The following is a 26,411-nucleotide window of genomic DNA, read 5'->3' on the forward strand; positions in this document are numbered from 1 at the left end:
GGGCAGGGCCGTGTTTTAAAGATTCATTTAATAGTAATCTTATAAAAAAACCGGCTGCCCGTCAATGGATCAAAGCCGGCGGCACACCGTTATAGCGCCATGGCGCCGGGCCGGGTGTAGCCCCGTGCAAGGGCGGTTCAGGCGTCGGGCGGCGTGGTACTGCCCGGGCCGAGCGCGCGCTGCATGAAAACAACATCTATCCATTGGTTGAACTTGAACCCGGTGGCAGGCTGGGTGCCGGCATGGGCGAACCCCAGGCTGCGGTGCAGCCCGATCGAGGCCAGGTTATTGTGGCCCGCGATCACGGCAATCATCTGGCGCCAGGGGCCTTGCTCGCAGCGTGCGATCAGGGCCGCCAGCAAGGCTTTGCCAAGCCCTTGGCCCGCCTGCCCCTCGGCCAGATAAATGGAGTCTTCCAGTGTGTAGCGGTAGGCCACGCGCGGGCGGTACAGCGAGGCATAGCAGTATCCCGCAATGCGGTCACGGGTCTCGGCGACCAGGTAGGGCATGCCGGCGCCCGCGATGGCGGCGTGGCGTGCCTGCATTTCCTGGACGGTGGGCGGGGTTTCTTCGAACGTCGCTGTGCCGTGCAGCACATGGTGGGCGTAGATGCCTTGTATCGCGGCCATGTCTTCCGGGGTGGCGTCGCGTATGATGACGTCATCGCCTGCGGCGGCGGGACCGGCGGTAAAGACCTGGCCGGGGGCTTGCGCGCGGGTAGCGCTGGTCATACTATTTTCCTCAAGTAAAGGCTGGGCCTGTCCGAGGCCCCAGTATAAACATCAGGAGGTCACCATGTCTGTTCCTATTAACGCGCTTACCGACAATTTTGCTGTGGCGCCGCAGCTGTCTGCCGAAGACATGCAGGCCGTTGCCGACGCGGGCTTTAAAAGCGTCATCATCAACCGCCCCGACCTGGAAGGCGGGCCGGACCAGCCCCTGTCGGCGGAAGTCATGGCGGCGGCCCGGGTGGCCGGGCTCGAGGTCGAGTACCAGCCGGTGGTCAGCGGCGCCATGACGCCGGAAGATGTCGTCCGCTTTGCCCAACTGCTCAAAGTGCTTCCCGGGCCGGTCCTGGCCTACTGCCGCACAGGCACGCGCTGCTCGCATTTGTTCCAGGCCGCCAGTGCCCTTTGATGTTGATCAAGCTTTGGTGTATGTCCCGACTATATTTTCACCGCTGTTGCGGTTAAGCTTGGCGTATTCGCTAACCCATGGGGGCTGATTTCATGTTCAAGAAAATACTTATTCCAACCGATGGTTCGACGCTGTCGGCGCAAGCGGCCAACAAAGGTGTTTGCTTCGCGCGCGAAACCGGCGCCGAAATCGTCGCACTGTATGTGACGCAACCCTTTGCGGCAACCGTGGGGTTCGATGGCATGGCGGCGGCCTATGCCATCACTGACGAAGACTACGATAAAACCGCCCAGCAGCAAGCTCAAAAATACCTCAAGGCGGTGCTTGACCGCGCCGAAACCGCAGGCGTCAAGGCCACGGGCAAGGCCGTCTCCAATTTCAACGTGGCTGACGGCCTGGTGCAGGCCGCCGAAGAAGAAGGCTGCGACCTGATCTTCATCGGCAGCCACGGGCGCAGCGGCCTGTCGCGTTTGTTGCTGGGCAGTGTCACCATCAAGGTGCTCAGCCTGGCCAAGACCGCGGTGCTGGTGTATCGCGTCAAGGAAAGCGACTAGTCCCTGGACAGCGCCGGGCGGCAAGCGCCGCCCAAAAGAAAAGAAGCCCATCGGCAACGATGGGCTTCTTGCTTATCTACCGTGTTTACTTGAACAGGGCACCGGCCTTAAGCAAGGTTTCCCAAATACCCAGGGCCAGCGGGATGCCGACGTACAGCCAGAAAACAATCAGCAAAACAGGCGATGTGGTGCTTTGCGGCGGGGTGGCGGTTGTGGTGTGTTCCATGTTCGGTCTCCTTGTTTATTTGGTGGCCATGGCCGGAACCATGCCGAGCTGTTCGTTGCTCATGTGGTGGCGCGACGCCACAGGGCGTACCAGCAGATTGCAGATAAAACCAACGATCAGCAAACCGGCCATCAGGTACATCGTGATGGTGTACGACTGCGCGGCCGGTACGCCGTGGTCGACCTGGTACTGGCGGATGTAGTTCACCAGGACCGGGCCGAAAATCCCGGCGGCGGCCCAGGCAGTCAGCAGCCGGCCGTGTATGCCGCCCACGTAGCGCGTGCCGAACAGGTCGGCCAGATAAGCGGGCACGGTCGAGAATCCGCCGCCGTACATCGACATGATGATGGCGTAGAACGCGACGAACAGGGCGACGTTGCCCGCCGAGCCCATGCCGGGCACCAGGAAATACAGCACGGCGCCCAGTGCAAAGAAGATGAAATAGGTGTTCTTGCGCCCGACATAATCGGACACCGACGACCAGAAGAAGCGGCCCAGCATATTGGCCAGCGACAGCACGCCGACGAAGCCGGCGGCCGCGGCCGGGGTGATGGCGCCCTTGAAGCTTTCCTGAATCATGACCGAGGCCTGGCCCAGCACGCCGATGCCCGCCGTGACGTTCAGGCAAAGCGCCCACCAGATCAGCCAGAACTGGGGCGTTTTGATGGCCTGGTCGATATGGACGTGGTTGCGCGAGATCATGGCGTTCTGGGTCGCCGGGGGCGTCCAGCCGTGGGGCTTCCAGTCAGCGGCGGGAATGCGGATGGCGAAGGCGCCTATCATCATCGAGACGAAATACAGGGCGCCCATGACGACAAAGGTCTGGGCAACGCCGACGGAAGTAGGCGTCTGGAAATAATTCATCAGGGCCACCGACATGGGCGACGCGATGAAAGCGCCGCCGCCAAAGCCCATGATGGCCATGCCGGTCGCCATGCCGCGTTTGTCGGGGAACCATTTGATCAGCGTAGAGACCGGCGACACATAGCCTATACCCAGGCCTATCCCGCCAAGCACGCCGTACCCCAGGTACACCAGCCATATCTGATGCAGCCCGATGCCGGCCGCCGCCACCATGAAGCCCCCGCCAAAGCAGCAGGCCGCCACGAACATGGCCTTGCGCGGACCGACTTCTTCGAGCCATTTCCCCGCGAAGGCGGCCGACAGGCCAAGAAACACGATGGCAATGCTGAAAATCCAGCCCAGCGTCGGCAGGTCCCAATCGGCGGCGGTCGATTCGGTAATCCCCAGCAGGCGGGTCATGGGGTTGTTGAAGACCGAAAAAGCATAGGCCTGCCCGATGCACAGGTGAACGGCCAGCGCAGCGGGCGGAATCATCCAGCGGTTGAAGCCGGGCGGCGCTGTGATGCGCTCCTTGCTAAAGAAACCCTTGTCTTGAATAGCTGTACTCATGTTGTCTCCTCTTGGCGCTTTGTAGCGGCCTGTATTGCTCATGGTCAGAAGCAAGAAAAACTCCCCGCAGGCAGCGCGGGACTGCTGTGCGACGGGAGGTGTTGTCAGTTGAACGTGGATGTCTTGGGAGTCAGTCGCTCCTTGTTTTGAGTGATCGCCTGCAGGGCAATGTCGCTCAGCGCGATATTGCCCGCCTGGCCATCGGGCTGCTCGTCCAGGAAACGCAGCATGGCGATGCGCATGCGCGGCTCCCAGAATTTTTGAATGTGGTTGGCGATCCCTTCCAGGCCTTCTTCGCGGATGGGCAGGGCTTCAAAAAAAGCGCCGATGCGATTGGCCAGTTTGATCAGGTGCTCGATGTTGTTCAAGACGCGATCCCCTTATTGCGTAGAAACTCGTGATGGCTGTATACGGTGAATTGCCCGCCCCGCGCAAAGCCCGCCAGCAGCAGGTTCAGCTTGTCGGCCAGGTCAATGGCGTACGAGGTCGGGGCGGAAACCGCCACCACGGCTGAAATACCGGCCGCTGCCGCTTTCTGGACCATTTCGAAGCTGGCCCGGCTGGAGATGACGGCAATCCCGTCCGGACCGTCCGCCGGGGCGTGCTGCGATTGACGCAGGCGGTGGCCAATGAGCTTGTCCAGGGCGTTATGCCGGCCGACATCTTCGCGTACGTATTCGATGGCGCCGTTGCTGTCGGCCCAGCCGGCGGCATGGGTGGCGCCCGTTGTTTGGTGCAGTGCCTGCAAGGAGCGCAATTGCTCGACGGCGGCGGCAATGGCCGCAGGTGAAAAATGACCCGGCCGTGGCGGCAGCGCGGGCAGGTCGCGCTGGACTTCGTCCAGGCTTTCAATGCCGCACAGCCCGCAACCCGTGCGTCCGGCCAGATTGCGCCGGCGCAACTTGAGTTCGTTCAGGCAGGCGCTGGCGATGGTGGCCTGTACGACCAGGCCCCCCGGCTGCTCGGCGATGTCCAGGCCGTAGATGTCGCGCGCCGAGCGGATAATCCCTTCGGTGTAAGAAAAGCCGAAGGCAAAGTCTTCCAGGTCGGCAGGGGTCAGCAGCAGGGTGGCATGGCTGATCCCATTGAACTCCAGCGCCACGGGCACTTCCTGCGCAATGCTATCGGTCTCGGCATAGCCTTCGGTGTGGGCGCCGGAGCGCCACACGCGATAGGGCCGATGTCCTGCAGGTGCCGTGGGCGAGCGTTGGTCCATAGGGCGGATGGTCCTTACTCGGTGGGGCTCAACACACGCGCCGCGGCAACGACGGGTTCAACGGGCGCTTTGGGTGTGCCGGGCTTGGCGGGCTCGGCCGGTTCCGCCGCGGCCGCGCCCTGCTTGCGCTGCGCCAGCAGCTTCATCTGGATATCGCTGAAGCGCGACCACTTGGCCTGCCATTGCGACGGTTCGGTCACCAGCCTGGCCTGCACCGCGGTGACTTTGTATTCGGGGCAGTCGGTGGCCCAGTCGGTGCTGTCGGTGGTGACCACGTTGGCGCCCGATTCCGGGAAGTGGAAGGTGGTGTACAGCACGCCGGGCTGCACCCGGGTGGTGACGTCGGCGCGCAAGACGGTTTCGCCCGAGCGGCTTTGTATGGCAACCATATCGCCGCTGCGGATGCCGCGGTCCTCGGCGTCTTGCGGGTGCATTTCCAGCAGGTCTTCGCCGTGCCACAACACGTTGGCGGTACGCCGTGTCTGTGCCCCCACGTTGTACTGCGACAGGATGCGGCCCGTGGTCAGCAGCAAGGGGAAGCGGCGCGTGCTGCGTTCGTCGCTGGGCACGTATTTGGTGATCATGAACTTGCCTTTGCCGCGCACGAATTGATCGACGTGCATGGTGGGGGTGCCCTCGGGCGCATCGGCGTTGCAGGGCCACTGGACGCTGCCGCCGAGTTCGTCGATTTTCTTGAACGAGACGCCTTCGAACGTGGGTGTCAGGCGGGCGATTTCATCCATGATTTCGCTGGGATGGCTGTAGTTCATGGGGTAGCCCAGCGCATTGGACAGCGCGCAGGTGACTTCCCAGTCGGCCATGCCGCCCTTGGGTTCCATGACTTTGCGCACGCGCGACACGCGCCGCTCGGCATTGGTAAAGGTGCCGTCCTTTTCCAGGAAGGAGGAACCGGGCAGGAAGACATGGGCATACTTGGCGGTTTCGTTCAGGAAGATGTCCTGCACGATGATGCACTCCATGGACGACAATGCCTTGGCTACATGCTGGGTGTCGGGGTCGGACTGGACGATATCCTCGCCCTGGCAGTACAGGGCCTTGAACGAGCCGCTGAGGGCGGCGTCGAACATATTGGGAATGCGCAGGCCCGGCTCGGGCTGCAGCGTCACGCCCCAGTCTTTTTCGAACTGGCCGCGGACGGTGTCGTCGGAAATGTGACGGTAGCCGGGCAGCTCATGCGGGAAGGACCCCATGTCGCAGGACCCTTGCACGTTGTTCTGGCCGCGCAGCGGATTCACCCCTACGCCTTCGCGGCCCAGATTGCCCGTGGCCATGGCCAGGTTGGCGATGGCCATGACGGTGGTGGAGCCCTGGCTGTGTTCGGTCACGCCCAAGCCATAATAGATGGCGCTGTTGCCGGGCCTGGCATACAGGCGGGCGGCGCCGCGCAGGTCGGCCGCCGGTACGCCGGTTTCGGCTTCCGTGGCTTCGGGGGAGTTCTCGGGCAGGGAAACAAAGTCGCGCCACTGCTGGAAGGCCAGCGGCTCGCAGCGTTCGGCCACATAGGCTTCGTCGATCAGCCCTTCGGTGGCGATCACGTGCGCGATGGCTGTCAGCACGGCGGTGTTGGTGCCGGGGCGCACGGGCAGATGATAGTCGGCCTTGATGTGCGGCGAGTTGACCAGCTCGATCTCGCGCGGGTCGATGACAATGAGCTTGGCGCCTTCGCGCAGGCGGCGCTTCAGGCGTGACGCGAAGACCGGGTGGGCGGCGCTGGGGTTGGCGCCCATGACGATGACCACGTCGGTGAACATGACTGAATCGAAGGTTTGCGTGCCCGCTGATTCGCCCAGCGTGGTCTTCAGGCCGTAGCCCGTCGGCGAATGGCAGACCCGGGCGCAGGTGTCGACGTTGTTGGTGCCGAAGGCGGCGCGCACCAGCTTCTGGACCAGGTAGGTTTCTTCATTGGTGCAGCGCGAGGACGTGATGCCGCCCACGGCGTTCCGCCCATATTCGGCCTGGATGCGCTTGATCTCCGACGCCGCGTAGTTCAGGGCCTCTTCCCAGCTGACCTCGCGCCATGGGTCGGCAATGTCGCTGCGTATCATGGGCTTGAGCATGCGGTCTTCGTGCGTGGCGTAGCCCCAGGCAAAGCGTCCCTTGACGCAAGAATGGCCGCGATTGGCCTGGCCGTCTTTCCAGGGCACCATGCGCACGACTTCCTGGCCTTTCATTTCGGCCTTGAAAGCGCAGCCGACCCCGCAATAGGCACAGGTGGTAATGACCGAGTGTTCGGCCTGGCCCATGTCGATCACGGACTTTTCCATCAGGGTAGAGGTGGGGCAGGCCTGCACGCAGGCGCCGCAGGACACGCAATCGCTGCCCAGGAAAGTATCGTGCTGGCCCGCTGTGACGCGCGAGTCGAAGCCGCGCCCGGTAATGGTCAGCGCAAAAGTCCCCTGGACTTCGTCGCAGGCGCGCACGCAGCGGCTGCATACGATGCACTTGCTGGGATCGTAGGTGAAGTAGGGGTTGGATTCGTCGGCGGCGTCGTTCAGGTGGTTGGCGCCTTCGAAGCCGTAGCGCACATTGCGCAGCCCCACCACGCCGGCCATGTCCTGCAGTTCGCAGTCGCCGTTGGCCGGACAGGTCAGGCAGTCCAGCGGGTGGTCGGAAATGTACAGTTCCATGACATTGCGGCGCAGCTCGTGCAGCTTAGGCGTTTCCGTCCAGATCACCATGCCGGCTTCGACGGGCGTGGTGCACGAGGCCGGATAGCCGCGCCGGCCTTCGATCTGCACCAGGCACAGGCGGCAGGAGCCGAAGGCTTCCAGGTTGTCGGATGCACACAGTTTGGGGATGTTGATGCCTGCTTCGGCCGCCGCGCGCATGACCGATGTGCCGGCGGGCACTTGCATGTCGGTGCCGTCGATGGTGACCTGCACCATGTCGGTGCTGGTCGAGGCGGGTGTGCCGAAATCGCGTTCGCGTTTAGCGATGGTCTCTAGCATGTTGAACTCCGTCAGGCGACTTGCGCGTGGGTGGTTTTGGGGGAAGGCAGGCCGAAGTCTTCGGGGAAGTGCTCGAGCGCGGACAGGACCGGATAGGGCGTCATCCCGCCCAGCGCGCACAGCGAGCCGGCCAGCATGGTGTCGCACAGCTCGCGCAGCAGGACCACCTGCGCTTCGCGCTGTTCGTTGTGGCGGATTTTGCTGATGACTTCGGTGCCGCGCACGGCACCGATGCGACAGGGCGTGCATTTGCCGCAGGACTCGACCGCGCAGAATTCCATGGCGTATTCGGCCAGGGCGGACATGTCGGCGGTTTCATCGAAGGCGACCAGCCCGCCATGCCCCACCATGGCCTTGATGGCGGCGTAGGCTTCGTAATCGATGGGGACGTCCCATTGCGATTCGGGCAGGTAGGCGCCCAGCGGACCGCCGACCTGCACGGCGCGCAGCGGCTTGCCGCTGGCGCTGCCGCCGCCGAAGTCGTACAGCAGCTCGTACAGGCTGACGCCGAAGGCTTTTTCAACCAGCCCGCCTTGCTTCAGGTTGCCGGCCAACTGGAAAGGCAGGGTGCCGGTGGAACGGCCCATGCCGTAGTCGCGATAGAAGGCCGCGCCCCGGGCCAGGATGATGGGCACGGATGCCAGCGAAATGACGTTGTTGATGACCGTGGGCTTGCCGAACAGGCCTTTGATGGCGGGCAGCGGCGGCTTGGCGCGCACCAGCCCGCGCTTGCCTTCCAGGCTTTCCAGCAGCGAGGTTTCCTCGCCGCAGATATAGGCGCCGGCGGCCGTGCGCACCTCCAGGTCGAAGGCGTGGCCGCTGTCGCGGATATTGGCGCCGAGCCAGCCCGCTGCGCGGGCGGCGTCGATGGCCGCTTCCAGGGCGGCAATGGCGTAGGGGTATTCGGAACGCACGTAGATGTAGCCGTATGTGGCCTGTACGGCCAGGCCGGCGATGGTCATGCCTTCGATCAGGGTGTAAGGGTCGCCCTCCATCAGCATGCGGTCGGAGAACGTGCCCGAGTCGCCTTCGTCGGCATTGCAGACAATGTATTTCTGGTCGGCGGGCGTGGCCAGCACGGTTTTCCATTTGATGCCGGTGGGAAAGGCGGCGCCGCCGCGCCCGCGCAGGCCTGAGTCGGTGACTTGCCCGACAATCGCGGAAGGCGTCATGGCCAGCGCTTTTTCAAGACCCTGGAAGCCCCCGTGGGCTTGATAGTCGCTGATCGACAGCGGGTCGGTGATGCCCACCCGGGCGAATGTCAGCCTTTCCTGCCGCTTCAAATAAGGGATGTCTTCGGTCAGCCCGTGCGCCAGCGCATGGGGCTTGCCGTCCAGCCAGCCGGCGTCGAACAGGCTGGCGACATCGGTGGCTTCGACCGGGCCGTAGGCCACGCGCCCGGCCGGCGTCTGGACTTCGACCAGGGTTTCCAGCCACAGCAGGCCGCGTGAGCCGTTGCGCACGATATCGACGGCCAGGCCGCGGCGTTGGGCTTCATGTTGGATGGCGCCGGCGACCGCGTCGGCGCCGACAGCGATGGCCGCGGTGTCTTTGGGGACGAAGACTTTGATGGGCGCGGTCATGCCAGGCCTCCTTCGGCCTGAAGCAGGCGATCGAGCTTTTCGGGGGTCATGCGTGCATGCGGTTGCCCGTTGACCATGACGGCCGGCGATTGCGCGCACAGGCCCAGGCAATAAACAGGCTCCAGCGTGACGGCGCCGTTGGCTGTGGTGCCGTGGAAATCGCAACCCAGGCGCTGGCGGGCATGGTCGGCCAGCGCATTGCCGCCCATGGCCTGACAGGATTCGGCCCGGCAGACTTCCAGTACGACGGCGCCGGCGGGCGTTTCGCGAAAATGCGGATAAAAGCTGATGACGCCCTGGATCTCGGCGCGCGACCGTTGCAGCGCGGTGGCCAGAACCGGCACCGCCGCTGCGGGAATACAGCCCAGCGCATGCTGTATGGCATGTAGGACCGGCAGCAGGTTGCCGGGCTGGCCGTCAAAGCGCTGCAAGGCCTGGCGGGCAACCTGCTGCACGGTCTCGTCCGAGGGACTGAATTCGCTTGAGTCTGGTGGCGTATGCATAACGCGCTCCTTCCTTGGGTGGTGCTTTTCTATTTCTGAAGTTTGTCTCTATTATGCAATCGTTTGCATATATCTTGTTTTCGTATTTGAGTTAATCTACTCGCCATAAACGAATCAATCAATAGGAAAGAATTGACATATAAAAAATTTTCGATTGATTTTTAATAGGCAATATAAAACATATTAAAGCCGTAATGACCGCGGCACGAGGTGACAACATGACGTACAAATTCAAGGCGCGCCTGAGTTCGGAATGGGTACTTGAAAAGCCGTCCGGCACGCTATTGTCTTTAAGCGAAGTCCTGCGGCTGCTGGCAGCGGTGGATGCCACCGGGCATATTGCCGGCGCCTGTAAGGCCTGTGGCATGTCGTACCGGCATGCCTGGGGTATTTTGCGCAACGCCGAAAAAGAATTCGAAGCGCCGCTGATCGAAACATCGCGGCGGCAAGGCTCCAAGCTCACCACTTTCGGGCAGCATCTGATCTGGGCCAACCGCCGTCTTGATGCGCGCTTGATGCCCACGCTGGAAAGCATGGCGTCGGAACTGCAGGAAGAACTAGAACGGCTGTATCCCGAAAGCCCGCAGCGGCTGCGCCTGCATGCCAGCCACGGCTTTGCGGTCGAGGGCCTGATGCAGCTGGCCAATGGCATGGACATGTCGCCGCTTGAATTGCGCTATCGCACGGCCATCGAGGCGCTGGCGTCGCTGGATCGCGCCGAGTGCGACCTGGCGGGCTTTCAGGTGCCGGTGGGCGAATTCGAACAGGCGATCCTGGCCCGCTATGCGCAGTGGCTCGATCCCGCCCGGCATTGCCTGATTCACTTGGCGGTGCGCAACACGGGTATGTTCGTCAAGCCCGACAACCCCAAAAAGATCACGTCGGTCGCCGATCTGGTCCATCCCGATGTGCGTTTCGTCAACCGGCAGATTGGCTCCAGCACGCGCTTCCTGGTGGGCCTGATGCTTGCGCAGCTCAAGGTGGACACGGCGCGGGTACAGGGTTTCGACAGCAGCGAATTCACGCACATGGCGATCGCCGCGCATATTGCCAGCGGTATGGCGGATGTCGGCATCGGCGTCGAGACGGCGGCCTGGCGCTGCGGCCTGGCATTCATTCCGCTGGTCAAGGAGCGTTATTTCTTCGCGGTGCATCGCGATACGCTGGAAACACCGAATATGCAGCGCCTGCTGGACCTGATGAACGGCGATCAGTATCAGGCCTATGTCACCCAACTGGTGGGCTACGATGCGCGCCACATGGGGCAGGTGCAGACGCTTGAAGAAGCGTTCGGCGCGGATTTCGCCGCCTCCCTGAAAGCCTGACGCAAGCGTTATGATTACATCATGAGCAAAGTCATCTTCCTGCAGAGCGACAGGCGTCAGACCTTGGCCAACGCCGCGCCGGCCGAGCCCCTTGCGCCCGGGGGCCAGCCATTGCTCGACACCCGGCGCCGGCCCTTGCGCGACTTGCGCATCTCTGTAACCGACCGCTGCAACTTCCGCTGTACTTACTGCATGCCGCGCGAGGTATTCGACAGCAGCTATCAATTCATGCCGCACTCGGCCTTGCTCAGCTTTGAAGAGATCGCCCGTGTCGCGGGCGTGGCTGTGCAGCTCGGCGTGCAAAAGATACGGCTTACCGGCGGCGAGCCGCTGCTGCGCAAGAACATCGAAGCGCTGGTTGACATGCTGGCGCAGTTGCGCACGCCTGACGGCTTGCCGGTCGACCTGACCCTGACGACCAACGGTACGCTGCTTGAAAAGAAAGCCCGGGCGCTCAAGCAGGCGGGGCTGACCCGTGTGACGGTCAGCCTGGATGCGCTGGACGAGCCTCTTTTCGAGCGCATGAGCGATAGCCAGGTCAGCGTCAAGACGGTGCTGCGCGGCATCGACGAAGCGGCGCGCGTCGGCCTGGCGCCTGTGAAAGTCAATATGGTCGTGCGCAAAGGCATGAACGATCAACAGATCGTTCCCATGGCGCGTCATTTTCGCCATTCCGGCCACATCCTGCGCTTCATTGAATTCATGGACGTGGGCACAACCAATGGATGGAATCTTGACGAGGTCTTGACCGGCGCGCAGATCCTGCAGCGCCTTGCCGCCGAGTTTCCCCTGGAGCCGGTGGCGTCCGGCTACCAGGGCGAGGTGGCGCGGCGCTGGCGCTATGCCGACCAGGCGGGCGAGATCGGGCTCATCACCAGCGTATCGCAGCCGTTTTGCGGAAGCTGCACCCGGGCGCGCCTGTCGCCCGAGGGCAAGTTGTTCCTGTGCCTGTTTGCGACGCAGGGCCATGACCTGCGGGCACTGATGCGCAGCGGCGGCACCGACGTGCACATTGCCGCCGCCCTGGCCGGCATCTGGTCCGGGCGCGACGACCAGTATTCAGAACTGCGCGGCCAGGAAACGGCGGGGCGGGAAAAAATCGAAATGAGCTATATCGGCGGATGACGACGGCGGCATCCATGACGGGGCTGATTCTGGCGGGCGGCCAGGCCAGGCGCATGCAGGACGGCATGGCACCCACCGTCGACAAGGGCCTGCTTGAGTTGTGCGGCGAACCGCTGGTTGCCCATGCGCGGCGCTTTCTGGCCCCGCAGGTCCAGGCGCTGTTGATCAGCGCCAACCGCAATGCCCCCCTGTATGCACGCTATGGCGATGTGGTCGGCGACGATGCGGCGTTGGGCACGCAGTTGGGGCCGCTGGCGGGCATGGAGCGTGCCTTGAGCGTCATCAAGACCCCATGGCTGATCGTGTTGCCGGTGGATGTCGTCAACGTGCCTGACGAGCTGGTGGCGCGCTTGTGGGCGGCGGTTCAGCCCGCGGGCCCGCTCGTGGCCTATGCCCGCACGCCGGAGCGCGCGCACCCGCTGTGCATGGTGCTGCATGCCAGCCTGGCAGACAGCCTGCGCCGCTATTTGCAGGCGGGCGACCGCAAGGTGCAGTTATGGCAAGCCCGGCACCAGGCCGTTGCCGTCCCGTTCGACGGCGCCGGGCTTTTCTTCAATATCAATACGCCTGAAGACCTGCGCTACGCCAGCCAGTGCCGCAGGTCGTAGTAGGGGACGGCTGCCCCCTGCGTGACCGGGGTGTTGGCCGGAATGCGCGCCAGTCCGCTGGCCCAGGACAGGGAACTGATGATGCCCGACCCCTGTTGCGGGTAGGGAGTGAGCTGCATCAGGCCCTGCGGGGTGGATTCGGCGCGTACGCGCAGGAATTCTTCGCGGCTGTCGTTGAAGTGCTTCTTGGTGACCAGGGTCCCATACTGCGGTGGCGGCATGATCTGGGCCCGGCCCTGCATGCTGCGCAGCAAGGGCGTCACCAGGACGGTAAACACGGCAAAGGCCGAGACCGGGTTGCCCGGCAGGCAGACGATGGGCTTGTCGGCGACATGCGCCAGCGCCACCGGCTTGCCCGGTTTCATGCAGACGCGCCACAAGTCCAGGGTGCCGCCGAATTGTTCGATGGCGGGTTTGACCAGGTCTTTTTCGCCCACCGACACGCCGCCGACTGTCAGGACCAGATCGCAATCCCGCAGCAATGTCTCGAAGGCCGATTGCAGCGCGTCTTCGGTGTCGAGCGCGTGCAGGACGTGTACCGCCCGGGCGCCCATGTTTTCCACCAGCGCCGCGAGCATGGCGCCGTTGGAGTTGTAGATATGTTCTTCGCCGCGCGGCTGGCCGGGGCTGACGAGCTCGTCGCCCGTAGTGAGGATGCCGACCTTCAACCGCGCATAAGTATGGACTTCGGCATAGCCCTGCGAGGCGAGCAGGGCGATTTCGGCGGCGCCCAGCAAGGTGCCTTTTGCAAACAGCTGCTCGCCGGACTGGATGTCTTCGCCCCGAAGGCGTATGTGCGCCCCTTTTGCCGGGGCCTGGCGGATGTCGAACGCGTTGTCGGTTTCGTCGCCGTCCTCTTGCATGACGACGGTGTCGGCGCCATGGGGGATGACGCTGCCGGTGAACAGCCTGATGGTGTTGCCCGGCTGCAGCGCTTCGGGCTTGACGCCGGCATAGCAGCGCTGCTGCACGGGAAAGCGCTTTCCGGGCGCGTAGTCGGCGTGCCGGATGGCGTAGCCGTCCATGGCGCTGTTGTCGGCCGGAGGCAGGTCCAGCGTCGCGAACAGGGTCTGGGCCAGCACGCGGCCGCTGGCCTGGTTCAGCGCGCAGGTTTCGGTGATGGAAGGATGGCCGCCGGCGGCGGCCAGGCGGGCCTGGGCGGTATCGAAATCAAGCATGGTAATGGCTGCCGAAGTTACAGGGGCGATGGGTGCTGTCCAGTTGTTCCTTGATGATGCCTTCCCAGGCGGTCTTGCAGGCACTGGTCGAGCCGGGCATGCAAAATATCAGCGTATTGTTGGCGGCGCCGGCGAAGGCGTCCGACTGCAATGTGGAACTGCCGATGTCCTGGTAGGACAAGTGCCGGAACAGTTCTCCGAAACCGGTAATGGTCTTGTCCAGCAGGGGGACGATGGCATCGACGGTGGACTTGCCGTGCGTAAAGCCGGTGCCGCCATTGGTCAGCACGATCTGTATGGTGTCGTCGGCAATCCAGTCGCTGATGATCTTGCGCAATTGATACAGGTTGCCGGAAGCGATGGCGCGCGTATCGCAACAATGGCCCGCCGCCCGCAGGCTGTCGACCAGATAGTCGCCGGAGGTGTCGTTGCTGCTGTCGCGGGTGTCGGAGATGGTCAGGACGGCGCAGTTCAATGAAACGGGTGGTTTGTTGGTGTTGGCTTTGCCCATTGAATACCTTGTGGTGTGAAGGCCCTATGTTGCAGGCGGGTGATCCCATTGCGATGTTTTGCTGGCATCGGATTCGCGTTGCCGCACCCAGAAGCGTTCGCCGCTGGCCAGGGTTTCGCGTTTCCAGAAGGGGGCGCGCGTCTTCAGGGCGTCGATGATGAATTCGCAGGCCTTGAAGGCGTCGCCGCGATGCGCGCTGGCGGCAGCCACGAAAACGATCTGTTCGGCATTGCGCAGTTCGCCGACCCGATGCACGACCAGGCATTCTTGCACGTCCCAGCGCGACTGTGCCGTGTTGCACAGCGCTTCGATCTCGCGTTCGCACATGCCCGGGTAATGCTCCAGAAACAGCGACTGCGTGGCGGCATCTTGCGCGTAGTCGCGCACATAGCCTGTGAACGTCACAACCGCGCCTGCCGTGCCGGCGCAGCGCTGGCGCAGCCCGGCCAGCAACTGGGCGGCATCGAAGTCGGCTTCTTGCACAATGACCACCGGTCAGCCTCCGGTGACGGGTTCGAACACGGCAACCTCGTCGCCGGGCCGGATCAGGCTGTCGTGCGGTACGTGATGCTGGTTGACGGCAAGCTTCAGGCGGGTGACCGGCGCAAGTTGCGGGTAGCGGTCGCCGAGCCCGGCCAGCCAGTCTGTGCCGCGCATGGGTTCGGACAGCGGCCACTGTTCTTCCCGCAGCTTGGTCAGCTCCGCCACTTGCGCGAAGTACAGGACTTTAATCGTTGCGCCATTCGCCACTTTTGCCTCCTGATTTATAGCGCAGCCGGATGTTTTCCAGGACGATGCCCTTGTCGGCTGCCTTGCACATATCGTAAATGGTCAATGCCGCCACGCTGCAGGCGGTCATCGCTTCCATTTCGACGCCGGTTTTATAGTCGCTGCGGCAGGTGGCCGTGATGGTGATGCTGTGCGCGGCGTCGTCCAGCGTGAATTCGATGCCCGTAAAACTGAGCGGCAGGCTGTGGCACAGCGGTATGAGTTCGGCGCAGCGCTTGGACGCCAGGACGCCGGCCACCCGGGCCGTGTTCAGGACTTCGCCCTTGGCATTGCGCTGGCTGGCCAGCAACTGGTATGCGGCGGGGCTCATGCGGACTCGGCCTTCGGCCACGGCCGTGCGCTGGGTGGTGGTTTTGCCGCTGACGTCGACCATGCGTACCTGGCCCGAGTCATCGAGATGGCTGAGAACGGGCGCCGCGGGGGATGGACTGCTCATTGCTTGCTGCTCTGCTAGGGAAATGACAGCCCTATCATATACGCAATTCAGGTCGTGTCGAGCGCGTCCTTGACGCTTTGGTAGGCGATGCGCTTGTCGCGCTGAAAGCCCGCCATGAGGGTTTGCAGCCTGTGCGGGTCGGATCCCAGCCGGCCCGCCGCGAGCTTCTTGCCTTCGATGATGCCCTGGTCGAACAGGGCGTCGAACTCGCTCAGGGTATAGCCTTGTTCAAGGGCGTAGCGCATCAGGTGGGCTTTGGCCGTCAGGCGATGTTCATGCCGGTCTTCGTCGGTGGCGCCGATCTCGTCGGCCGCGCCGTTGGCGGCGCCGCACATCATCACCCATTGGTCCAGGGAAATATCGCGTTCCAGGCTGTTTGCGGCAAACGCGCTGCCCAGCAGGGACATGGCCAGTATCGCGGCCGATAGTTTGGGTAGTATCAAAATAAACTCCCGGTGGTGCATGGCCTGTTGAAGGGCCGGATTCGTATTGTGCTGGACAATGTTTACAAGCGCATGAATAAAACGTACGGATATGTATCAATCCGTGGCGGCGCCATCACACGGAAACGTCTGGCGTCGTATGATGATGGTTTCTTTTAACCGGAGACGACAATGACGATTAAAGTGGGTGATCGGGTGCCTGACGGCACTTTGGGCGAATTTATCGAAACGGCCAGCGATACCTGTGCCGTCGGCCCCAATAATTTTCAGGTCGCCGATCTGGTCAAGGGCAAGAAGATTGCCGTCTTTGCCGTGCCGGGCGCCTTTACGCCGACATGTTCGGCCAAGCACCTGCCGGGTTATCTGGAACTGCACGACCAACTGAAAGGCAAGGGCATCGATGAAATCTGGTGCGTTGCGGTCAATGATCCCTTCGTCATGGGGGCATGGGGCCGGGACCAGGGCACTGACGGCCGCGTTCGCATGCTGGCCGATGGCAGCGCCAACTGGACGCGCGAACTCGGGCTCGAACTGGATCTGTCGGCGCGCGGCATGGGCGTGCGCTCCCAGCGCTATTCCGCATTGCTGGACGATGGCGTGGTCAAGCAACTGAATATCGAACAGGCCGGCCAGTTCGAGGTCAGCGATGCCCAGACTATGCTAGGCCAGCTCTCGTAAATAAACACGCAGGCTTCGGCCCGGGCGGGGTGCGTCCGGGCGTTTGCTTGCCTGATCACTGCTTAGAAGGTTCCGGTACCCGCAATGGTGCAAACGATCGGTGCGTTTTTTTCTCTGTATCTGGCGACAGTGCTGTTGCTGGTGGGATCGGGGCTGTTCAACACGTATCTGGGCTTGCGCCTGACGGCGCTGTCGGTATCCGAGCTGTGGGTGGGCGGCCTGATCGCCATCTATTATCTGGGGCTGGTGTTCGGCGCCCGGATCGGCCACAAGATCATTATCCAGGTCGGCCACATCCGGGCCTACGCGGCCACGGCCGCCATTGTGACGGCCACGGTCCTGGCCCTGGCGCTGGTCGACAGCCTGTGGATCTGGCTGGGGCTGCGCTTTCTCGCGGGCATTGCCATGGTGACGCAGTTCATGGTGCTGGAAAGCTGGCTCAATGAACAAACTGAAAATCATCAGCGCGGCAGGGTGTTTGCCTTTTACATGGTGTGTTCCAGCCTGGGCACGGTGCTGGGGCAACTGTCGCTGACCCTGTTTCCGCAGCTCAATTATCAGCCGCTTATCTTCGTGGCCATGTGTTCGGCCATGTGCCTGGTGCCCGTTGCGCTGACGCGGCGCCTGCACCCCGCCTTGCAGTTGCCCGCGCCCTTGCACGTTAAATATTATGTGTCGCGGGTGCCCTTGTCGCTGACGGTCTTGTTCGTTGCCGGCGCCATCACCGGGGCGTTCTACGGGCTGGCGCCCGTGTATGCCGTCAAGCAAGGCCTTTCAAGCAGCCAGGTCGCGGTGTTCCTGGCCGCATCGGTGGCGTCCGGGGTGGTCGCGCAGTGGCCTTTGGGTTGGTTGGCCGACCGCATCAACCGGGTCGCCATGATCCGTGTGAATGCGATCGTGCTGGCGGTGCTGGCCGCCCCCTTGTGGGGTTGGTGGACGTTTCCCTATTGGGCGCTGATCTTGTTTTCCTGTGGCTTCGGCGTCTTGCAGTTCACGCTGTATCCCTTGGGGGCGGCATTTGCCAACGACAATGTCGAACCCGAGCGCCGGGTGGGCCTGAGCGCCATTCTTTACATGGTGTACGGTGTGGGCGCGTGTGTCGGGCCCCTGATCGTGGGCTTGTTGATGCGCGAGCTGGAAAGCAGCGTGTACTTTGTCTTCGTATCGCTTTGCGCAGTCGTGCTGGTGGCCGTCATCCGGCCGCAGCGGGTCAAGGGCGACCACCTTAGCCAGGACGCTCCCACGCAGTTCGTGCCCATGGCCGATACGCTGCATAGTTCCGATGTGGTGGCCACGCTGGATCCGCGGGTCGATGTCGAAAGCGATATCTCGTTCGAACCGGTGGAACCCGAAACGGCCACCCCGCCCGTCGATCCTGTCGAACCCGAGCCGGTCGCGCCTGCCGGCGGGCCCGCGCCGTCAGCGGGGGATCAGGATCACGATGGCGCTGATGGCCAGGACGATGCCCAGCGCGTTGACCAGCGATAGCTTCTCTTTGAAGAAGCCGGCGCCCACCAGGGTGCCCAGCGAAATCACGCCGATATTCATCGCTGAAAACACCAGGGTGGGATTTTCGGGAAACACCTGGTGAGCCCGGATATAGAAGTAAATATTGCTGAAGTTCAGCAGTCCCAGGACCACGCCCGCCATGACGCTGCGCTGGCGCCATACGCTGCGCCGGGCAAACAGATAGATGAAAATCAGTATGCCGGCCAGCGTGAAAGCGGCCAGTAGGCTGCTGGAGAACGCGGCGCCGCTTTTGGCCATCTGCTTGAACAGAATATCGATGGTGCCGTAGCCCAGCCAAACCGCCAGCAGATAGAAAACCGTTTTTTGCGTGTCGCCCGAACCGCCCTGCGTGCGTGGCCGCAGCAGCAGGCATACCAGGGCGGTCAAGGCCACGGAGATGCCTGCCAGCTTGCTGCCCGACAGCGCTTCGCCAAACAGCACAAAGGCGGCGATCAGGGGGATGAACAAGGACAGGCGCTGGGCCGCATCGCTCAGGACGATGCCGGCGTGCCGCACGGCGCCCGCCATGGCCAGGAAGATGGTGGGCAGCAGGACGCCCAGGGCAATCAGCACCCACCATGGTGTAGTCGGATTCAACAGCGTGGCGGGCTCCGGCCGCAGAATGAGCAGGCACAGGCTGGCCGCCACGACGTAGTTCACGGCAATGGCCTGGCTGATATCTATGTTTTGCTTCCGGGCGATTTTAAGCAGGATGGAGACGGCGACACTGCAGGCAATACTGATGATCAGCGTGTACATGATAAGCAGGGAATCCTGGGGTTGGGGATAGAGGCAAGGTCAGGCGTAGGCGCTGCGATGATCCGCGGCGGGCTCAAGGCTGGGCGCGGCATCGGCGGGGGCGGGCTTCAGGCCCAGGCGTTCGAATAGTTGCTGGTCCTGGCGCACCTGCGGGTTAGCGGTGGTCAGCAACTGATCGCCGTAGAAAATCGAGTTGGCGCCCGCCATGAAGCACAGCGCCTGGATGCCGTCGCTCATGTCTTCGCGGCCTGCCGAGAGCCGGACCACCGCGCGGGGCATGGTGATGCGCGCCACGGCAATCGTGCGCACGAATTCAAACGGATCGATATCGGGTGTGTCCGCCAACGGTGTTCCGGCGACTTTGACCAAATTGTTGACGGGGACGGATTCCGGGTAGGGCGATAGATTGGCCAGTTGCGCGATCAGGCCCGCGCGTTCCTTGCGCGACTCGCCCATGCCCACGATGCCGCCGCAACAGACGTTGACGCCGGCGGCGCGCACACGTTCGAGCGTATCCAGGCGGTCCTGGTAACTGCGTGTGGTGATGATGCTGCCATAGAACTCGGGCGAGGTATCCAGGTTGTGGTTGTAGTAATCAAGCCCCGCATCGCGCAGGCGCTCCGCCTGGCCTTCCTTCAGCATGCCCAAGGTGACGCAGGTTTCCATGCCCATGGCTTTGACGGCGGCGACCATCTCGACCACGCTGTCCAGTTGGCGGGCCGTCGGCGACCGCCAGGCGGCGCCCATGCAGAAGCGCTGCGCCCCGTTCGCCTTCGCCTTTCTGGCGGCTTCCAGCACTTCCTGCACCGGCATCAGCGGTTCCTGCTTGCCGTCCGTCTCGTGGCGGGCCGATTGCGGACAATAAGCGCAATCTTCGGGGCAGGCGCCGGTCTTGATGGAGAGCAGGCTGGAAAGCTGGACGGTGTTGGCTGGATGATGCGCGCGATGCACGCTTTGAGCCTCGCACAGCAGGTCCAGAAAAGGCAGTTGATAAAGATCCAGGATGCGCGCGACGGTCCAGGCGGATGGCCGGCCGGGGGCGGCGGATGTTTGAGCAAATGTGACGGAATTCATGGCGGCCATCTTAGAAGCGGCCGCCCGGAACGGCAAGCGCCTTGAAGCCGTTAATAGGGGTGAGATTGGGCGAAATTAAGCTAATTTAAGCGAATTAGCCGATATGTTCCGTCTTCGGGAATGCTGCGGTGCGGATGGGCGTTCAACCGCCAAATTGTATTTTTTTGTAAATTCACCTTTGTTTCAGAGACGGCGCTCGCCGTTTCTGTCGGCCAGTTGCCGTCCGGCCTGGCGCAATGCATCGGCAAACGAAGCGTAGGCGTCATGGCGCAGGTCTTCCCGGCGCGTGAACAGGGTAATGGGCGGCAGCGTCCAGCCGAAGGAATAGGGCACGATGGCCACGCCGGCAATACGCACCAATTCTTCGGCCACGTCGGCTGGAACAATGGATATGGCCTTGTCGTTGGCGACAATGAGCTCGCCAATCAATTTGGTGGAGTAGCTTTCCACGATCGGCGTGGGCGGGGCAATGCCTGCCGCCAGAAAAATGTTGCTGACCTGCTCGCGTTCAGGCGTATGGACGGCCCCCAGTATCCAGTCCAGTTCCACGAGCTCGCGCCAGTCGGGCGGCCGGCGTGCCAATTGCGCGGCCAGCCGGCGGCTGGCGATCAGGCGCGGCTGCTGGGTGTACAGCACGTCGAAGTGCAGCCCCTGGATGTCGGCGGCTGCCGATGCGCGGCCGATTACCAGGTCCAGCGTGTGGTCGCGCAGCCCGGCAAGCAGTTGGTGGCTGTCCCCTTCATGCAGCGTCATGATCAGGCGCTGCTGGTCCGACGAGGTGGCGCGCAGGATGGCGCCTGACAGCACCTGGCCCGAAATGAACGGGATGACGCCCGCATGCAGGTGGGCGGCGTGTCCGGCCACGACCGCTTCCATATCGCGTGCCAGATGGTCCAGGTCGTGCAGCATGGCGCGCGCGCGGGCAAGCGCCGCCTTGCCCAAAGGCGTGGGCGTCATGCCCCGCACCGAGCGATCGAAAAGCGCGGCGCCAAACATGGCTTCGAGTTCGGCCAGCGTCTTGGTGATGGCGGGCTGGCTGGTGGCCATGTCTTCGGCAACACGGGTCAGCGAGCCGTGCTGCTCGATACGCAGCAAAAGCAGGCAGTGGCGCATTTTAAGGCGCTGGGTCAGCTTGCGAACGACATCGTCGGCGTCAAAAGCAGTCATGGCAAGCCTCGTGAATATCAAAATAGATATGGAATCATACTAAATCAGAATAATTAAGTTATGCGAAAGGCCTAGAATCGTTACCGTCACATTACACACAAATGAGGTCAGGGACATGAGCACAGCAGATCGGCAGGCAGCGTTGGATTATCACGAGTTCCCCCTTCCGGGAAAGATATCGGTGGTGGCCAGCAAGCCCCTGGCAACACAGGGCGACCTGGGCCTGGCCTACACGCCGGGCGTGGCGGCAGCCTGCGAGGAAATTGCCGTGGATCCGATGAACGCCTTCCGGTTCACGGGCCGGGGCAATCTGGTGGGGGTGATCACGAACGGGACGGCGGTGCTGGGCCTGGGCAACATCGGCGCGCTGGCGTCCAAGCCAGTGATGGAAGGCAAGGCGGTGCTGTTCAAGAAGTTCGCGGGGATCGACGTGTTCGACATTGAAATCAACGAAACCGACCCGGACAAGCTGGTCGAGATCATCGCGGGGCTGGAACCGACTTTCGGGGGCATCAACCTGGAAGACATCAAGGCGCCCGAGTGCTTCGAGGTGGAAAGCAAGCTGCGCGAGCGCATGAGCATCCCGGTGTTCCATGACGACCAGCATGGCACGGCGATCACGGTGTCGGCCGCTTTCATCAACGGGCTCAAGGTGGTCGGCAAGGACATCGGGCAGGTGAAGGTGGTGGTGTCGGGGGCGGGCGCCGCCGCGCTGGCCTGTCTGGACCTGATGGTGGACCTGGGCCTGCCGCTCGAGAACATCTGGGTCACGGATATCGAAGGGGTGGTCTATGCCGGCCGGAAGAAACTCATGGATCCCCAAAAAGCCCGTTTTGCCCAGAAGACCAAGGCGCGTTTGCTGGACGAGGTGATTGACCAGGCCGATGTGTTCCTGGGTCTGTCGGCGGGCGGCGTGCTCAAGCCGGCCATGGTGGCGAAAATGGCTGCCCGGCCCCTGATCCTGGCGCTGGCCAACCCGCATCCCGAAATCGTTCCGGCGGATGCCCACGCCGTGCGCGACGATGTCGTCATGGCCACGGGCCGTTCCGACTACCCGAACCAGGTCAATAACGTACTGTGCTTTCCCTATATTTTCCGCGGCGCGCTGGACGTGGGCGCCACCACGATTACGCGGGAAATGGAAAAGGCCGCGGTCTACGCCATTGCGGGGCTGGCGGAAGAAGAGCAGAACGAGGTCGTAGCGGCTGCCTATGGCACCTATGACATTTCATTCGGGCCGGAATACCTGATTCCCAGGCCTTTTGACCCTCGGCTGATCGTTCGCATTGCCAGCGCGGTGGCCAAAGCGGCCATGGACAGCGGCGTGGCCACCCGGCCCATCCAGGACTTCGAAGCCTATATGGGGCAACTGGAACAGTTCGTCTATCACTCCGGCGCCTTCATGAAACCTCTGTTCTCCGCCGCCAAGCAACTGGTGCGCGACGGCGGCAAGGCGCGCATCGTCTTTACCGAAGGCGAAGAAGAGCGCGTGCTGCGCGCCGTGCAGGTGATCGTCGACGAAAAACTGGCCCGCCCCATCCTGGTCGGGCGTCCGCAGGTGCTGTTGTCGCGTATTGAAAAATATGGCTTGCGGATCCGCCTGGGCGAAGACGTCGAGGTCACCAATCCTGAATACGATGAGCGCTTTCATCAATACTGGACCACATACTGGGAGCTGCGCTGCCGGCACGGCGTCACCAAGGAAATGGCTCGCGTGGAAATGCGCCGCCGCCTGACCCTGATCGGCGCCATGATGGTGCATCTGGGCGACGCCGACGGCATGATCTGCGGCACGGTCAGTGGCTATCACGAGCATCTGCGCTTCATCGACGAGGTCATCGGCAAGAAGCCGGGCGCCCAGACTTACGCGGCGATGAATGTGCTGCTGCTGGACGAGCGTACGGTGGCCCTGGTCGATACCCACGTCAACGACGACCCGACCGCCGAGCAGATTGCCGAGTTCACCATCGCCGCCGCGGAAGAAATGAAATGGCTGAACCTGACGCCCAAGGCAGCTTTGCTGTCGCGCTCGAATTTCGGTTCGGGCAGTTCGGCGTCGGGCGCCAAAATGTGCCGTGCGACAGAGCTGGTGATCGAGCAGGCGCCCGACCTGGAGGTCGATGGCGAGATGCATGGCGACTGCGCGCTGGACGAGGCTTTGCGCAAGCGCATCCTGCCGCAGTCGCGTCTGCAAGGGGCGGCCAACCTGCTGGTCTGCCCCAACGTGGATGCCGGCAATATCGCCTATAACCTGCTCAAGACGGCAGCGGGCAGCAACGTGGCGGTGGGGCCTTTCCTGTTGGGCGCAGCGGCGCCCGTGCACATCCTGACCAACAGTTCGTCGGTGCGGCGCATCATCAACATGGCGGCGCTTACGGTCATCGACGCCAATCGCTGACCGGCGATGGGCGCGGCGCCAGTGCTATAATCGCCGCCGACCATCAAGGGAGGCGGCGTTACGCCCATGAGAATTAGCCACCGAGCGCATCGCAGGGCCGGCTGGATAGCGTTGATCGCTTTCCTGTTGGCTACGCTTATGCCTTCGGCGGTCATGGCGCTGTCGCAGGACGCCACCGCCCAGGCGGTGTGGGTGCAGTTGTGTACCGTCAACGGTCCCGCCGCCATTCAGCTTGATCCTCCCGCAGACCATGATCCCGCCGATTTCGATGCGTCGCCATCCAAATCGGGGCACTGCGTATTGTGTTGTAGCCCGGCATGCCCGCCCCAGGCGGATTCAGGGCATGTTGCGGCCATCGACGGCCCCCGTTTCGGCGCGCCTATCCTTTTCTACCAAGCCCCCCGGCAGCTGTTCGCCTGGGCGGTTTCCCTGCCGCGCGCTCCGCCGCGCTCTGCCTGATCCTTTGTCAGACGTATCTTGAGTCGTTGGCCGCCTAGGCAACGATCCATCATCAACACGTATTTGGAATGCCTGACGGCGCGCTTGCGCGTACACCGTTTTGCTGCCGGACCGGCCAGCGCCCGAAGCGAGGACGCCGGTTGCTTGCGGTAAAGACGGAGCATGCTGCGTCCGCCTTGGGCTTCCAAGCAGGGAAATCATCATGCATAAAGAAAAACAAAGGCCAAGCGGCCTGGGAAGCGGAGTCCGTCCTGGATCGGGTCTGCTCGTGCTGGCGCTGCTGTCCGGCTCGGCCGTGGCGCAGACTCCTACGTCGACTTTGTCCACGATTACCGTCACGGGCGGACAGGCGGGCGGATTGAGCGCGCCGGCCTCGACGGGTTCGGGCCTGGCGCTCACGCCCATGCAGACGCCGGCCAGTATCGATGTCATCAGCCGCGAGCAACTGGAAGAGCGGGGCGATCACAATGTGGTCGACGCCATTACCCGCGCGGGCGGGATCAGCGCCATGGGGCATCCCGGCAACGGCGGCAGTTCCTTGTCGGCGCGCGGCTTCACCGATACGACCTCGGTGATGCGGCTGTACGACGGCATGCGGCAATATGGCGGCGTGGGCCTGACCTTTCCGTTTGATACCTGGTCGGTCGATCGCATCGAGGTCTTGCGCGGCCCCGCTTCGGTCATCTACGGCGATGGCGCCATTGGCGGCGTCGTCAATGTGATTCCCAAGAAACCCACGCGCGGTCCCATAGAGAATGAAATGGAAGCGACGCTGGGAACCGACGATACGGCCCGGCTTGGCTTGGGCAGCGGCGGCGCCTTGAGCGACAGCCTGTCGTATCGCGTGGACCTGAGCGGCGCGCGTTCGGACGGCTGGGTGGACCACGGCGATTCGCGCAACGCAACCTTTTCCGGCGCACTGCAATGGGAGGCCACAAGCGACCTGAGCATCAGGCTCAGTCATGCCTATGGCCACCAGAAACCCATGAAGTACTTTGGCACCCCGCTGGTGCAGGGCGCGCAGCAAGAGGGCCTGCGTGAAAAAAACTACAACGTGAGCGACAGCGAAATCCGGTATCAGGACCAGTGGACCGAGTTGAACGCGCTGTGGACGCCCAGCGACAGGACGACCGTGCGCGCCCGGCTTTATCACATCGACAGCCAGCGCGATTACAAAAATGCCGAGCGATACGTCTACAACGAATCGACCGGCCTGATCGACCGGTCGGACAATACGGAAATCCTGCACGACCAGAAGCAAACCGGCCTGACCGCCGATGCGGCCTTTGACGGCAAGCTGTTTGGCCTGGACAACAAGCTGTCCATGGGCTTCGATGTCAGCGCCAGCACCTTCCGGCACACCAACAACACCTACACCGGCTCGTCTCCCTCGGTCGATCCCTATCTCCCCGTACCCGGCTATTTTCATAGCGACGAACCGACCCTTCCCCGCTATCGCAATAAGGCGGACCAGTACGCCCTGTTCATCGAAAACCGCCTGGCGCTGACGCCCCGGTGGTCGGTCCTGGGCGGTTTGCGCTACGACCATACGGAGCTGGAGCGCAAGGATCTGGTGTCGGACAGCGCCGCTTTTGAGCGGACCTATGCCGATATCGGCTGGCGTGTCGGGACCGTGTATGACGTGACCCCGGACCTTGCGGTCTATGCGCAGTATTCGACCGCGGCCGACCCGGTGGGCGGCATGCTGTTGCTGAGTCCGGCCAACAGCCAGTTCGATATGTCCCAGGGCCGGCAGGTGGAAGTCGGGCTCAAGCAGGCCTTCTGGGCCGGCAAGGGCGAGTGGACCCTGGCGGCCTATCAGATCAAGAAGACCGATCTGCTGAGCCGCGATCCAGCCAACCCGGCCTTGCGTATCCAGGTCGGAGAGCAGTCCTCGCGCGGGATAGAGGCCTCGCTTGCGGTATCGCTGGCGCGCGGGTGGCGGCTGGATGCCAACGCAAGCATGCTGCGCGCCCGGTTCGACGACTTTCAGGAGGCTGCCGGCGGAACGGTTGTTTCCCGCCAGGGCAAGGTGCCGCCCAATGTGGCGCAGCGCCTGGCCAATGTTTGGGTCAGTTGGAACTTCCAGCCCAAATGGACGGCCATGGCGGGCCTGCGCTATGTGGGCAAGCGCTATGCCGACAACGCCAATACCCTGACGCTGCCGTCGTACACGACCACCGACCTGGCCCTGCGCTGGGACGTCGGCAAAGATACCGCCATTACGGCGCGCGGCTTCAACGTGTTCGACAAGGCCTACTTTACGACCGCCTACTACACCCCCACCCAGTGGCTGTATGGCCCCGGCCGCCGTCTTGAGCTGACGCTCAGTCACCGGTTCTGACCTGAAG

General features: G+C 63.0%; 27 protein-coding genes. 10 read left to right on the plus strand and 17 right to left on the minus strand.

Going from position 1 to position 26,411, the window contains the following annotated elements; translation table 11 throughout:
• Positions 1-137 precede the first annotated feature (137 nt).
• Entirely contained in the window at positions 138-731 is a 594-nt protein-coding gene (locus tag RE432_RS09110) for a GNAT family N-acetyltransferase (RefSeq protein WP_310933112.1), read from the minus strand.
• A 64-nt stretch (positions 732-795) separates the two neighbouring features.
• On the opposite strand from RE432_RS09110, the gene RE432_RS09115 reads away from it, so the two are divergent.
• Entirely contained in the window at positions 796-1,137 is a 342-nt protein-coding gene (locus RE432_RS09115; RefSeq protein ID WP_310933113.1) for a TIGR01244 family sulfur transferase, read from the plus strand.
• Positions 1,138-1,229: 92 nt separating this feature from the next.
• Positions 1,230-1,691, plus strand: a complete 462-nt coding sequence (locus RE432_RS09120; protein ID WP_310933114.1) for a universal stress protein — start codon at positions 1,230-1,232, stop codon at positions 1,689-1,691.
• An 85-nt stretch (positions 1,692-1,776) separates the two neighbouring features.
• Here RE432_RS09120 and RE432_RS09125 read toward each other — a convergent pair whose 3' ends face one another.
• The 7 genes from RE432_RS09125 to RE432_RS09155 all read right to left on the minus strand — a co-directional run bounded on the left by RE432_RS09125 (position 1,777) and on the right by RE432_RS09155 (position 9,601).
• The gene (locus RE432_RS09125; protein ID WP_310933115.1) at positions 1,777-1,917 is read right to left on the minus strand and encodes an oxalate:formate antiporter; all 141 of its coding nucleotides are present in this window, start codon (positions 1,915-1,917) and stop codon (positions 1,777-1,779) included.
• Between the two features lie 15 nt (positions 1,918-1,932).
• Complete coding sequence (locus tag RE432_RS09130; RefSeq protein ID WP_310933116.1) at positions 1,933-3,330, minus strand: OFA family MFS transporter; 1,398 nt, start codon at positions 3,328-3,330, stop codon at positions 1,933-1,935.
• Positions 3,331-3,434: 104 nt separating this feature from the next.
• On the minus strand, positions 3,435-3,698 hold the full coding sequence (locus RE432_RS09135) for a formate dehydrogenase subunit delta (RefSeq protein WP_310933117.1): 264 nt from the start codon (positions 3,696-3,698) through the stop codon (positions 3,435-3,437).
• Positions 3,695-4,546 carry a formate dehydrogenase accessory sulfurtransferase FdhD gene (gene fdhD, locus RE432_RS09140; RefSeq protein WP_310933118.1) on the minus strand — a complete coding sequence of 284 codons (852 nt, stop codon included), beginning with the start codon at positions 4,544-4,546 and terminating at the stop codon, positions 3,695-3,697. The genes RE432_RS09135 and fdhD overlap by 4 nt, the downstream gene beginning before the upstream one ends.
• Positions 4,547-4,560: 14 nt before the next feature.
• On the minus strand, positions 4,561-7,515 hold the full coding sequence (gene fdhF / locus RE432_RS09145; protein WP_310933119.1) for a formate dehydrogenase subunit alpha: 2,955 nt from the start codon (positions 7,513-7,515) through the stop codon (positions 4,561-4,563).
• Between the two features lie 11 nt (positions 7,516-7,526).
• Positions 7,527-9,098 carry an NADH-ubiquinone oxidoreductase-F iron-sulfur binding region domain-containing protein gene (locus RE432_RS09150; RefSeq protein WP_310933120.1) on the minus strand — a complete coding sequence of 524 codons (1,572 nt, stop codon included), beginning with the start codon at positions 9,096-9,098 and terminating at the stop codon, positions 7,527-7,529.
• Complete coding sequence (locus RE432_RS09155) at positions 9,095-9,601, minus strand: formate dehydrogenase subunit gamma (RefSeq protein ID WP_310933121.1); 507 nt, start codon at positions 9,599-9,601, stop codon at positions 9,095-9,097. Before RE432_RS09155 ends, RE432_RS09150 begins: the two co-directional genes overlap by 4 nt.
• A 218-nt stretch (positions 9,602-9,819) precedes the next feature.
• Between RE432_RS09155 and RE432_RS09160 the strand changes: the two genes are divergently transcribed.
• The 3 genes from RE432_RS09160 to mobA are packed head-to-tail and all read left to right on the plus strand — an operon-like array spanning position 9,820 to position 12,659.
• Positions 9,820-10,926, plus strand: a complete 1,107-nt coding sequence (locus RE432_RS09160) for a substrate-binding domain-containing protein (RefSeq protein WP_310933122.1) — start codon at positions 9,820-9,822, stop codon at positions 10,924-10,926.
• Positions 10,927-10,947: 21 nt separating this feature from the next.
• Complete coding sequence (gene moaA / locus RE432_RS09165) at positions 10,948-12,051, plus strand: GTP 3',8-cyclase MoaA (protein WP_310933123.1); 1,104 nt, start codon at positions 10,948-10,950, stop codon at positions 12,049-12,051.
• The gene (mobA, locus tag RE432_RS09170) at positions 12,048-12,659 is read left to right on the plus strand and encodes a molybdenum cofactor guanylyltransferase MobA (RefSeq protein WP_310933124.1); all 612 of its coding nucleotides are present in this window, start codon (positions 12,048-12,050) and stop codon (positions 12,657-12,659) included. Before moaA ends, mobA begins: the two co-directional genes overlap by 4 nt.
• Here mobA and glp read toward each other — a convergent pair.
• From glp to RE432_RS09200, 6 genes are read right to left on the minus strand one after another with little or no spacing between them, the layout of a single operon-like run.
• On the minus strand, positions 12,632-13,837 hold the full coding sequence (glp, locus tag RE432_RS09175; RefSeq protein ID WP_310933125.1) for a gephyrin-like molybdotransferase Glp: 1,206 nt from the start codon (positions 13,835-13,837) through the stop codon (positions 12,632-12,634). The two genes, mobA and glp, sit on opposite strands and share 28 nt — an antisense overlap.
• Positions 13,830-14,348 carry a molybdenum cofactor biosynthesis protein B gene (moaB, locus tag RE432_RS09180; protein WP_310933126.1) on the minus strand — a complete coding sequence of 173 codons (519 nt, stop codon included), beginning with the start codon at positions 14,346-14,348 and terminating at the stop codon, positions 13,830-13,832. The genes glp and moaB overlap by 8 nt, the downstream gene beginning before the upstream one ends.
• A gap of 24 nt (positions 14,349-14,372) precedes the next feature.
• The gene (locus RE432_RS09185) at positions 14,373-14,840 is read right to left on the minus strand and encodes a molybdenum cofactor biosynthesis protein MoaE (protein WP_310933127.1); all 468 of its coding nucleotides are present in this window, start codon (positions 14,838-14,840) and stop codon (positions 14,373-14,375) included.
• Between the two features lie 3 nt (positions 14,841-14,843).
• Positions 14,844-15,098 (minus strand): MoaD/ThiS family protein, encoded by a 255-nt coding sequence (locus RE432_RS09190; RefSeq protein WP_310933128.1) that lies wholly within the window; start codon positions 15,096-15,098, stop codon positions 14,844-14,846.
• Positions 15,076-15,573 (minus strand): cyclic pyranopterin monophosphate synthase MoaC, encoded by a 498-nt coding sequence (gene moaC, locus RE432_RS09195; RefSeq protein WP_310933129.1) that lies wholly within the window; start codon positions 15,571-15,573, stop codon positions 15,076-15,078. The genes RE432_RS09190 and moaC overlap by 23 nt, the downstream gene beginning before the upstream one ends.
• Positions 15,574-15,620: 47 nt before the next feature.
• Positions 15,621-16,016, minus strand: coding sequence for a hypothetical protein (locus tag RE432_RS09200; RefSeq protein WP_310933130.1), 396 nt, complete (start codon positions 16,014-16,016; stop codon positions 15,621-15,623).
• Between the two features lie 171 nt (positions 16,017-16,187).
• Between RE432_RS09200 and RE432_RS09205 the strand changes: the two genes are divergently transcribed.
• Complete coding sequence (locus RE432_RS09205) at positions 16,188-16,694, plus strand: peroxiredoxin (protein ID WP_310933131.1); 507 nt, start codon at positions 16,188-16,190, stop codon at positions 16,692-16,694.
• Between the two features lie 84 nt (positions 16,695-16,778).
• Complete coding sequence (locus RE432_RS09210) at positions 16,779-18,182, plus strand: MFS transporter (protein ID WP_310933132.1); 1,404 nt, start codon at positions 16,779-16,781, stop codon at positions 18,180-18,182.
• Here the strand turns inward: RE432_RS09210 and RE432_RS09215 are convergent.
• The 3 genes from RE432_RS09215 to RE432_RS09225 all read right to left on the minus strand — a co-directional run bounded on the left by RE432_RS09215 (position 18,114) and on the right by RE432_RS09225 (position 21,203).
• Positions 18,114-18,962: a DMT family transporter gene (locus tag RE432_RS09215; protein WP_310933133.1), complete on the minus strand. Its 849-nt coding sequence runs from the start codon at positions 18,960-18,962 to the stop codon at positions 18,114-18,116. The genes RE432_RS09210 and RE432_RS09215 overlap by 69 nt on opposite strands.
• A 39-nt stretch (positions 18,963-19,001) precedes the next feature.
• On the minus strand, positions 19,002-20,036 hold the full coding sequence (gene bioB, locus RE432_RS09220; protein ID WP_310933134.1) for a biotin synthase BioB: 1,035 nt from the start codon (positions 20,034-20,036) through the stop codon (positions 19,002-19,004).
• A 183-nt stretch (positions 20,037-20,219) separates the two neighbouring features.
• The gene (locus RE432_RS09225; RefSeq protein ID WP_310933135.1) at positions 20,220-21,203 is read right to left on the minus strand and encodes a LysR substrate-binding domain-containing protein; all 984 of its coding nucleotides are present in this window, start codon (positions 21,201-21,203) and stop codon (positions 20,220-20,222) included.
• Between the two features lie 115 nt (positions 21,204-21,318).
• On the opposite strand from RE432_RS09225, the gene RE432_RS09230 reads away from it, so the two are divergent.
• From RE432_RS09230 to RE432_RS09240, 3 genes are all read left to right on the plus strand, one after another.
• A complete protein-coding gene (locus RE432_RS09230; protein ID WP_310933136.1) occupies positions 21,319-23,601 on the plus strand; it encodes an NADP-dependent malic enzyme in 2,283 nt (760 codons plus the stop codon).
• A 66-nt stretch (positions 23,602-23,667) separates the two neighbouring features.
• Complete coding sequence (locus tag RE432_RS09235) at positions 23,668-24,060, plus strand: DUF2946 domain-containing protein (RefSeq protein ID WP_310933137.1); 393 nt, start codon at positions 23,668-23,670, stop codon at positions 24,058-24,060.
• Between the two features lie 202 nt (positions 24,061-24,262).
• Positions 24,263-26,404, plus strand: a complete 2,142-nt coding sequence (locus RE432_RS09240; RefSeq protein WP_310933138.1) for a TonB-dependent receptor — start codon at positions 24,263-24,265, stop codon at positions 26,402-26,404.
• Positions 26,405-26,411: the final 7 nt, after the last annotated feature.

Source organism: Pusillimonas sp. SM2304, assembly GCF_031628915.1.
Classification (GTDB): domain Bacteria; phylum Pseudomonadota; class Gammaproteobacteria; order Burkholderiales; family Burkholderiaceae_B; genus Pusillimonas_C.

Excerpts from the sequence above, each read along its gene's own strand:
- RE432_RS09110 (WP_310933112.1), bottom strand. The coding sequence starts at position 731 with ATGACCAGCGCTACCCGCGCGCAAGCCCCCGGCCAGGTCTTTACCGCC.
- RE432_RS09115 (WP_310933113.1), top strand. The coding sequence starts at position 796 with ATGTCTGTTCCTATTAACGCGCTTACCGACAATTTTGCTGTGGCGCCG.
- RE432_RS09120 (WP_310933114.1), top strand. The coding sequence starts at position 1,230 with ATGTTCAAGAAAATACTTATTCCAACCGATGGTTCGACGCTGTCGGCG.
- RE432_RS09125 (WP_310933115.1), bottom strand. The coding sequence starts at position 1,917 with ATGGAACACACCACAACCGCCACCCCGCCGCAAAGCACCACATCGCCT.
- RE432_RS09130 (WP_310933116.1), bottom strand. The coding sequence starts at position 3,330 with ATGAGTACAGCTATTCAAGACAAGGGTTTCTTTAGCAAGGAGCGCATC.
- fdhD (WP_310933118.1), bottom strand. The coding sequence starts at position 4,546 with ATGGACCAACGCTCGCCCACGGCACCTGCAGGACATCGGCCCTATCGC.
- fdhF (WP_310933119.1), bottom strand. The coding sequence starts at position 7,515 with ATGCTAGAGACCATCGCTAAACGCGAACGCGATTTCGGCACACCCGCC.
- RE432_RS09150 (WP_310933120.1), bottom strand. The coding sequence starts at position 9,098 with ATGACCGCGCCCATCAAAGTCTTCGTCCCCAAAGACACCGCGGCCATC.
- RE432_RS09155 (WP_310933121.1), bottom strand. The coding sequence starts at position 9,601 with ATGCATACGCCACCAGACTCAAGCGAATTCAGTCCCTCGGACGAGACC.
- RE432_RS09160 (WP_310933122.1), top strand. The coding sequence starts at position 9,820 with ATGACGTACAAATTCAAGGCGCGCCTGAGTTCGGAATGGGTACTTGAA.
- moaA (WP_310933123.1), top strand. The coding sequence starts at position 10,948 with ATGAGCAAAGTCATCTTCCTGCAGAGCGACAGGCGTCAGACCTTGGCC.
- mobA (WP_310933124.1), top strand. The coding sequence starts at position 12,048 with ATGACGACGGCGGCATCCATGACGGGGCTGATTCTGGCGGGCGGCCAG.
- glp (WP_310933125.1), bottom strand. The coding sequence starts at position 13,837 with ATGCTTGATTTCGATACCGCCCAGGCCCGCCTGGCCGCCGCCGGCGGC.
- moaB (WP_310933126.1), bottom strand. The coding sequence starts at position 14,348 with ATGGGCAAAGCCAACACCAACAAACCACCCGTTTCATTGAACTGCGCC.
- moaC (WP_310933129.1), bottom strand. The coding sequence starts at position 15,573 with ATGAGCAGTCCATCCCCCGCGGCGCCCGTTCTCAGCCATCTCGATGAC.
- RE432_RS09205 (WP_310933131.1), top strand. The coding sequence starts at position 16,188 with ATGACGATTAAAGTGGGTGATCGGGTGCCTGACGGCACTTTGGGCGAA.
- RE432_RS09210 (WP_310933132.1), top strand. The coding sequence starts at position 16,779 with ATGGTGCAAACGATCGGTGCGTTTTTTTCTCTGTATCTGGCGACAGTG.
- RE432_RS09215 (WP_310933133.1), bottom strand. The coding sequence starts at position 18,962 with ATGTACACGCTGATCATCAGTATTGCCTGCAGTGTCGCCGTCTCCATC.
- bioB (WP_310933134.1), bottom strand. The coding sequence starts at position 20,036 with ATGAATTCCGTCACATTTGCTCAAACATCCGCCGCCCCCGGCCGGCCA.
- RE432_RS09225 (WP_310933135.1), bottom strand. The coding sequence starts at position 21,203 with ATGACTGCTTTTGACGCCGACGATGTCGTTCGCAAGCTGACCCAGCGC.
- RE432_RS09230 (WP_310933136.1), top strand. The coding sequence starts at position 21,319 with ATGAGCACAGCAGATCGGCAGGCAGCGTTGGATTATCACGAGTTCCCC.
- RE432_RS09235 (WP_310933137.1), top strand. The coding sequence starts at position 23,668 with ATGAGAATTAGCCACCGAGCGCATCGCAGGGCCGGCTGGATAGCGTTG.
- RE432_RS09240 (WP_310933138.1), top strand. The coding sequence starts at position 24,263 with ATGCATAAAGAAAAACAAAGGCCAAGCGGCCTGGGAAGCGGAGTCCGT.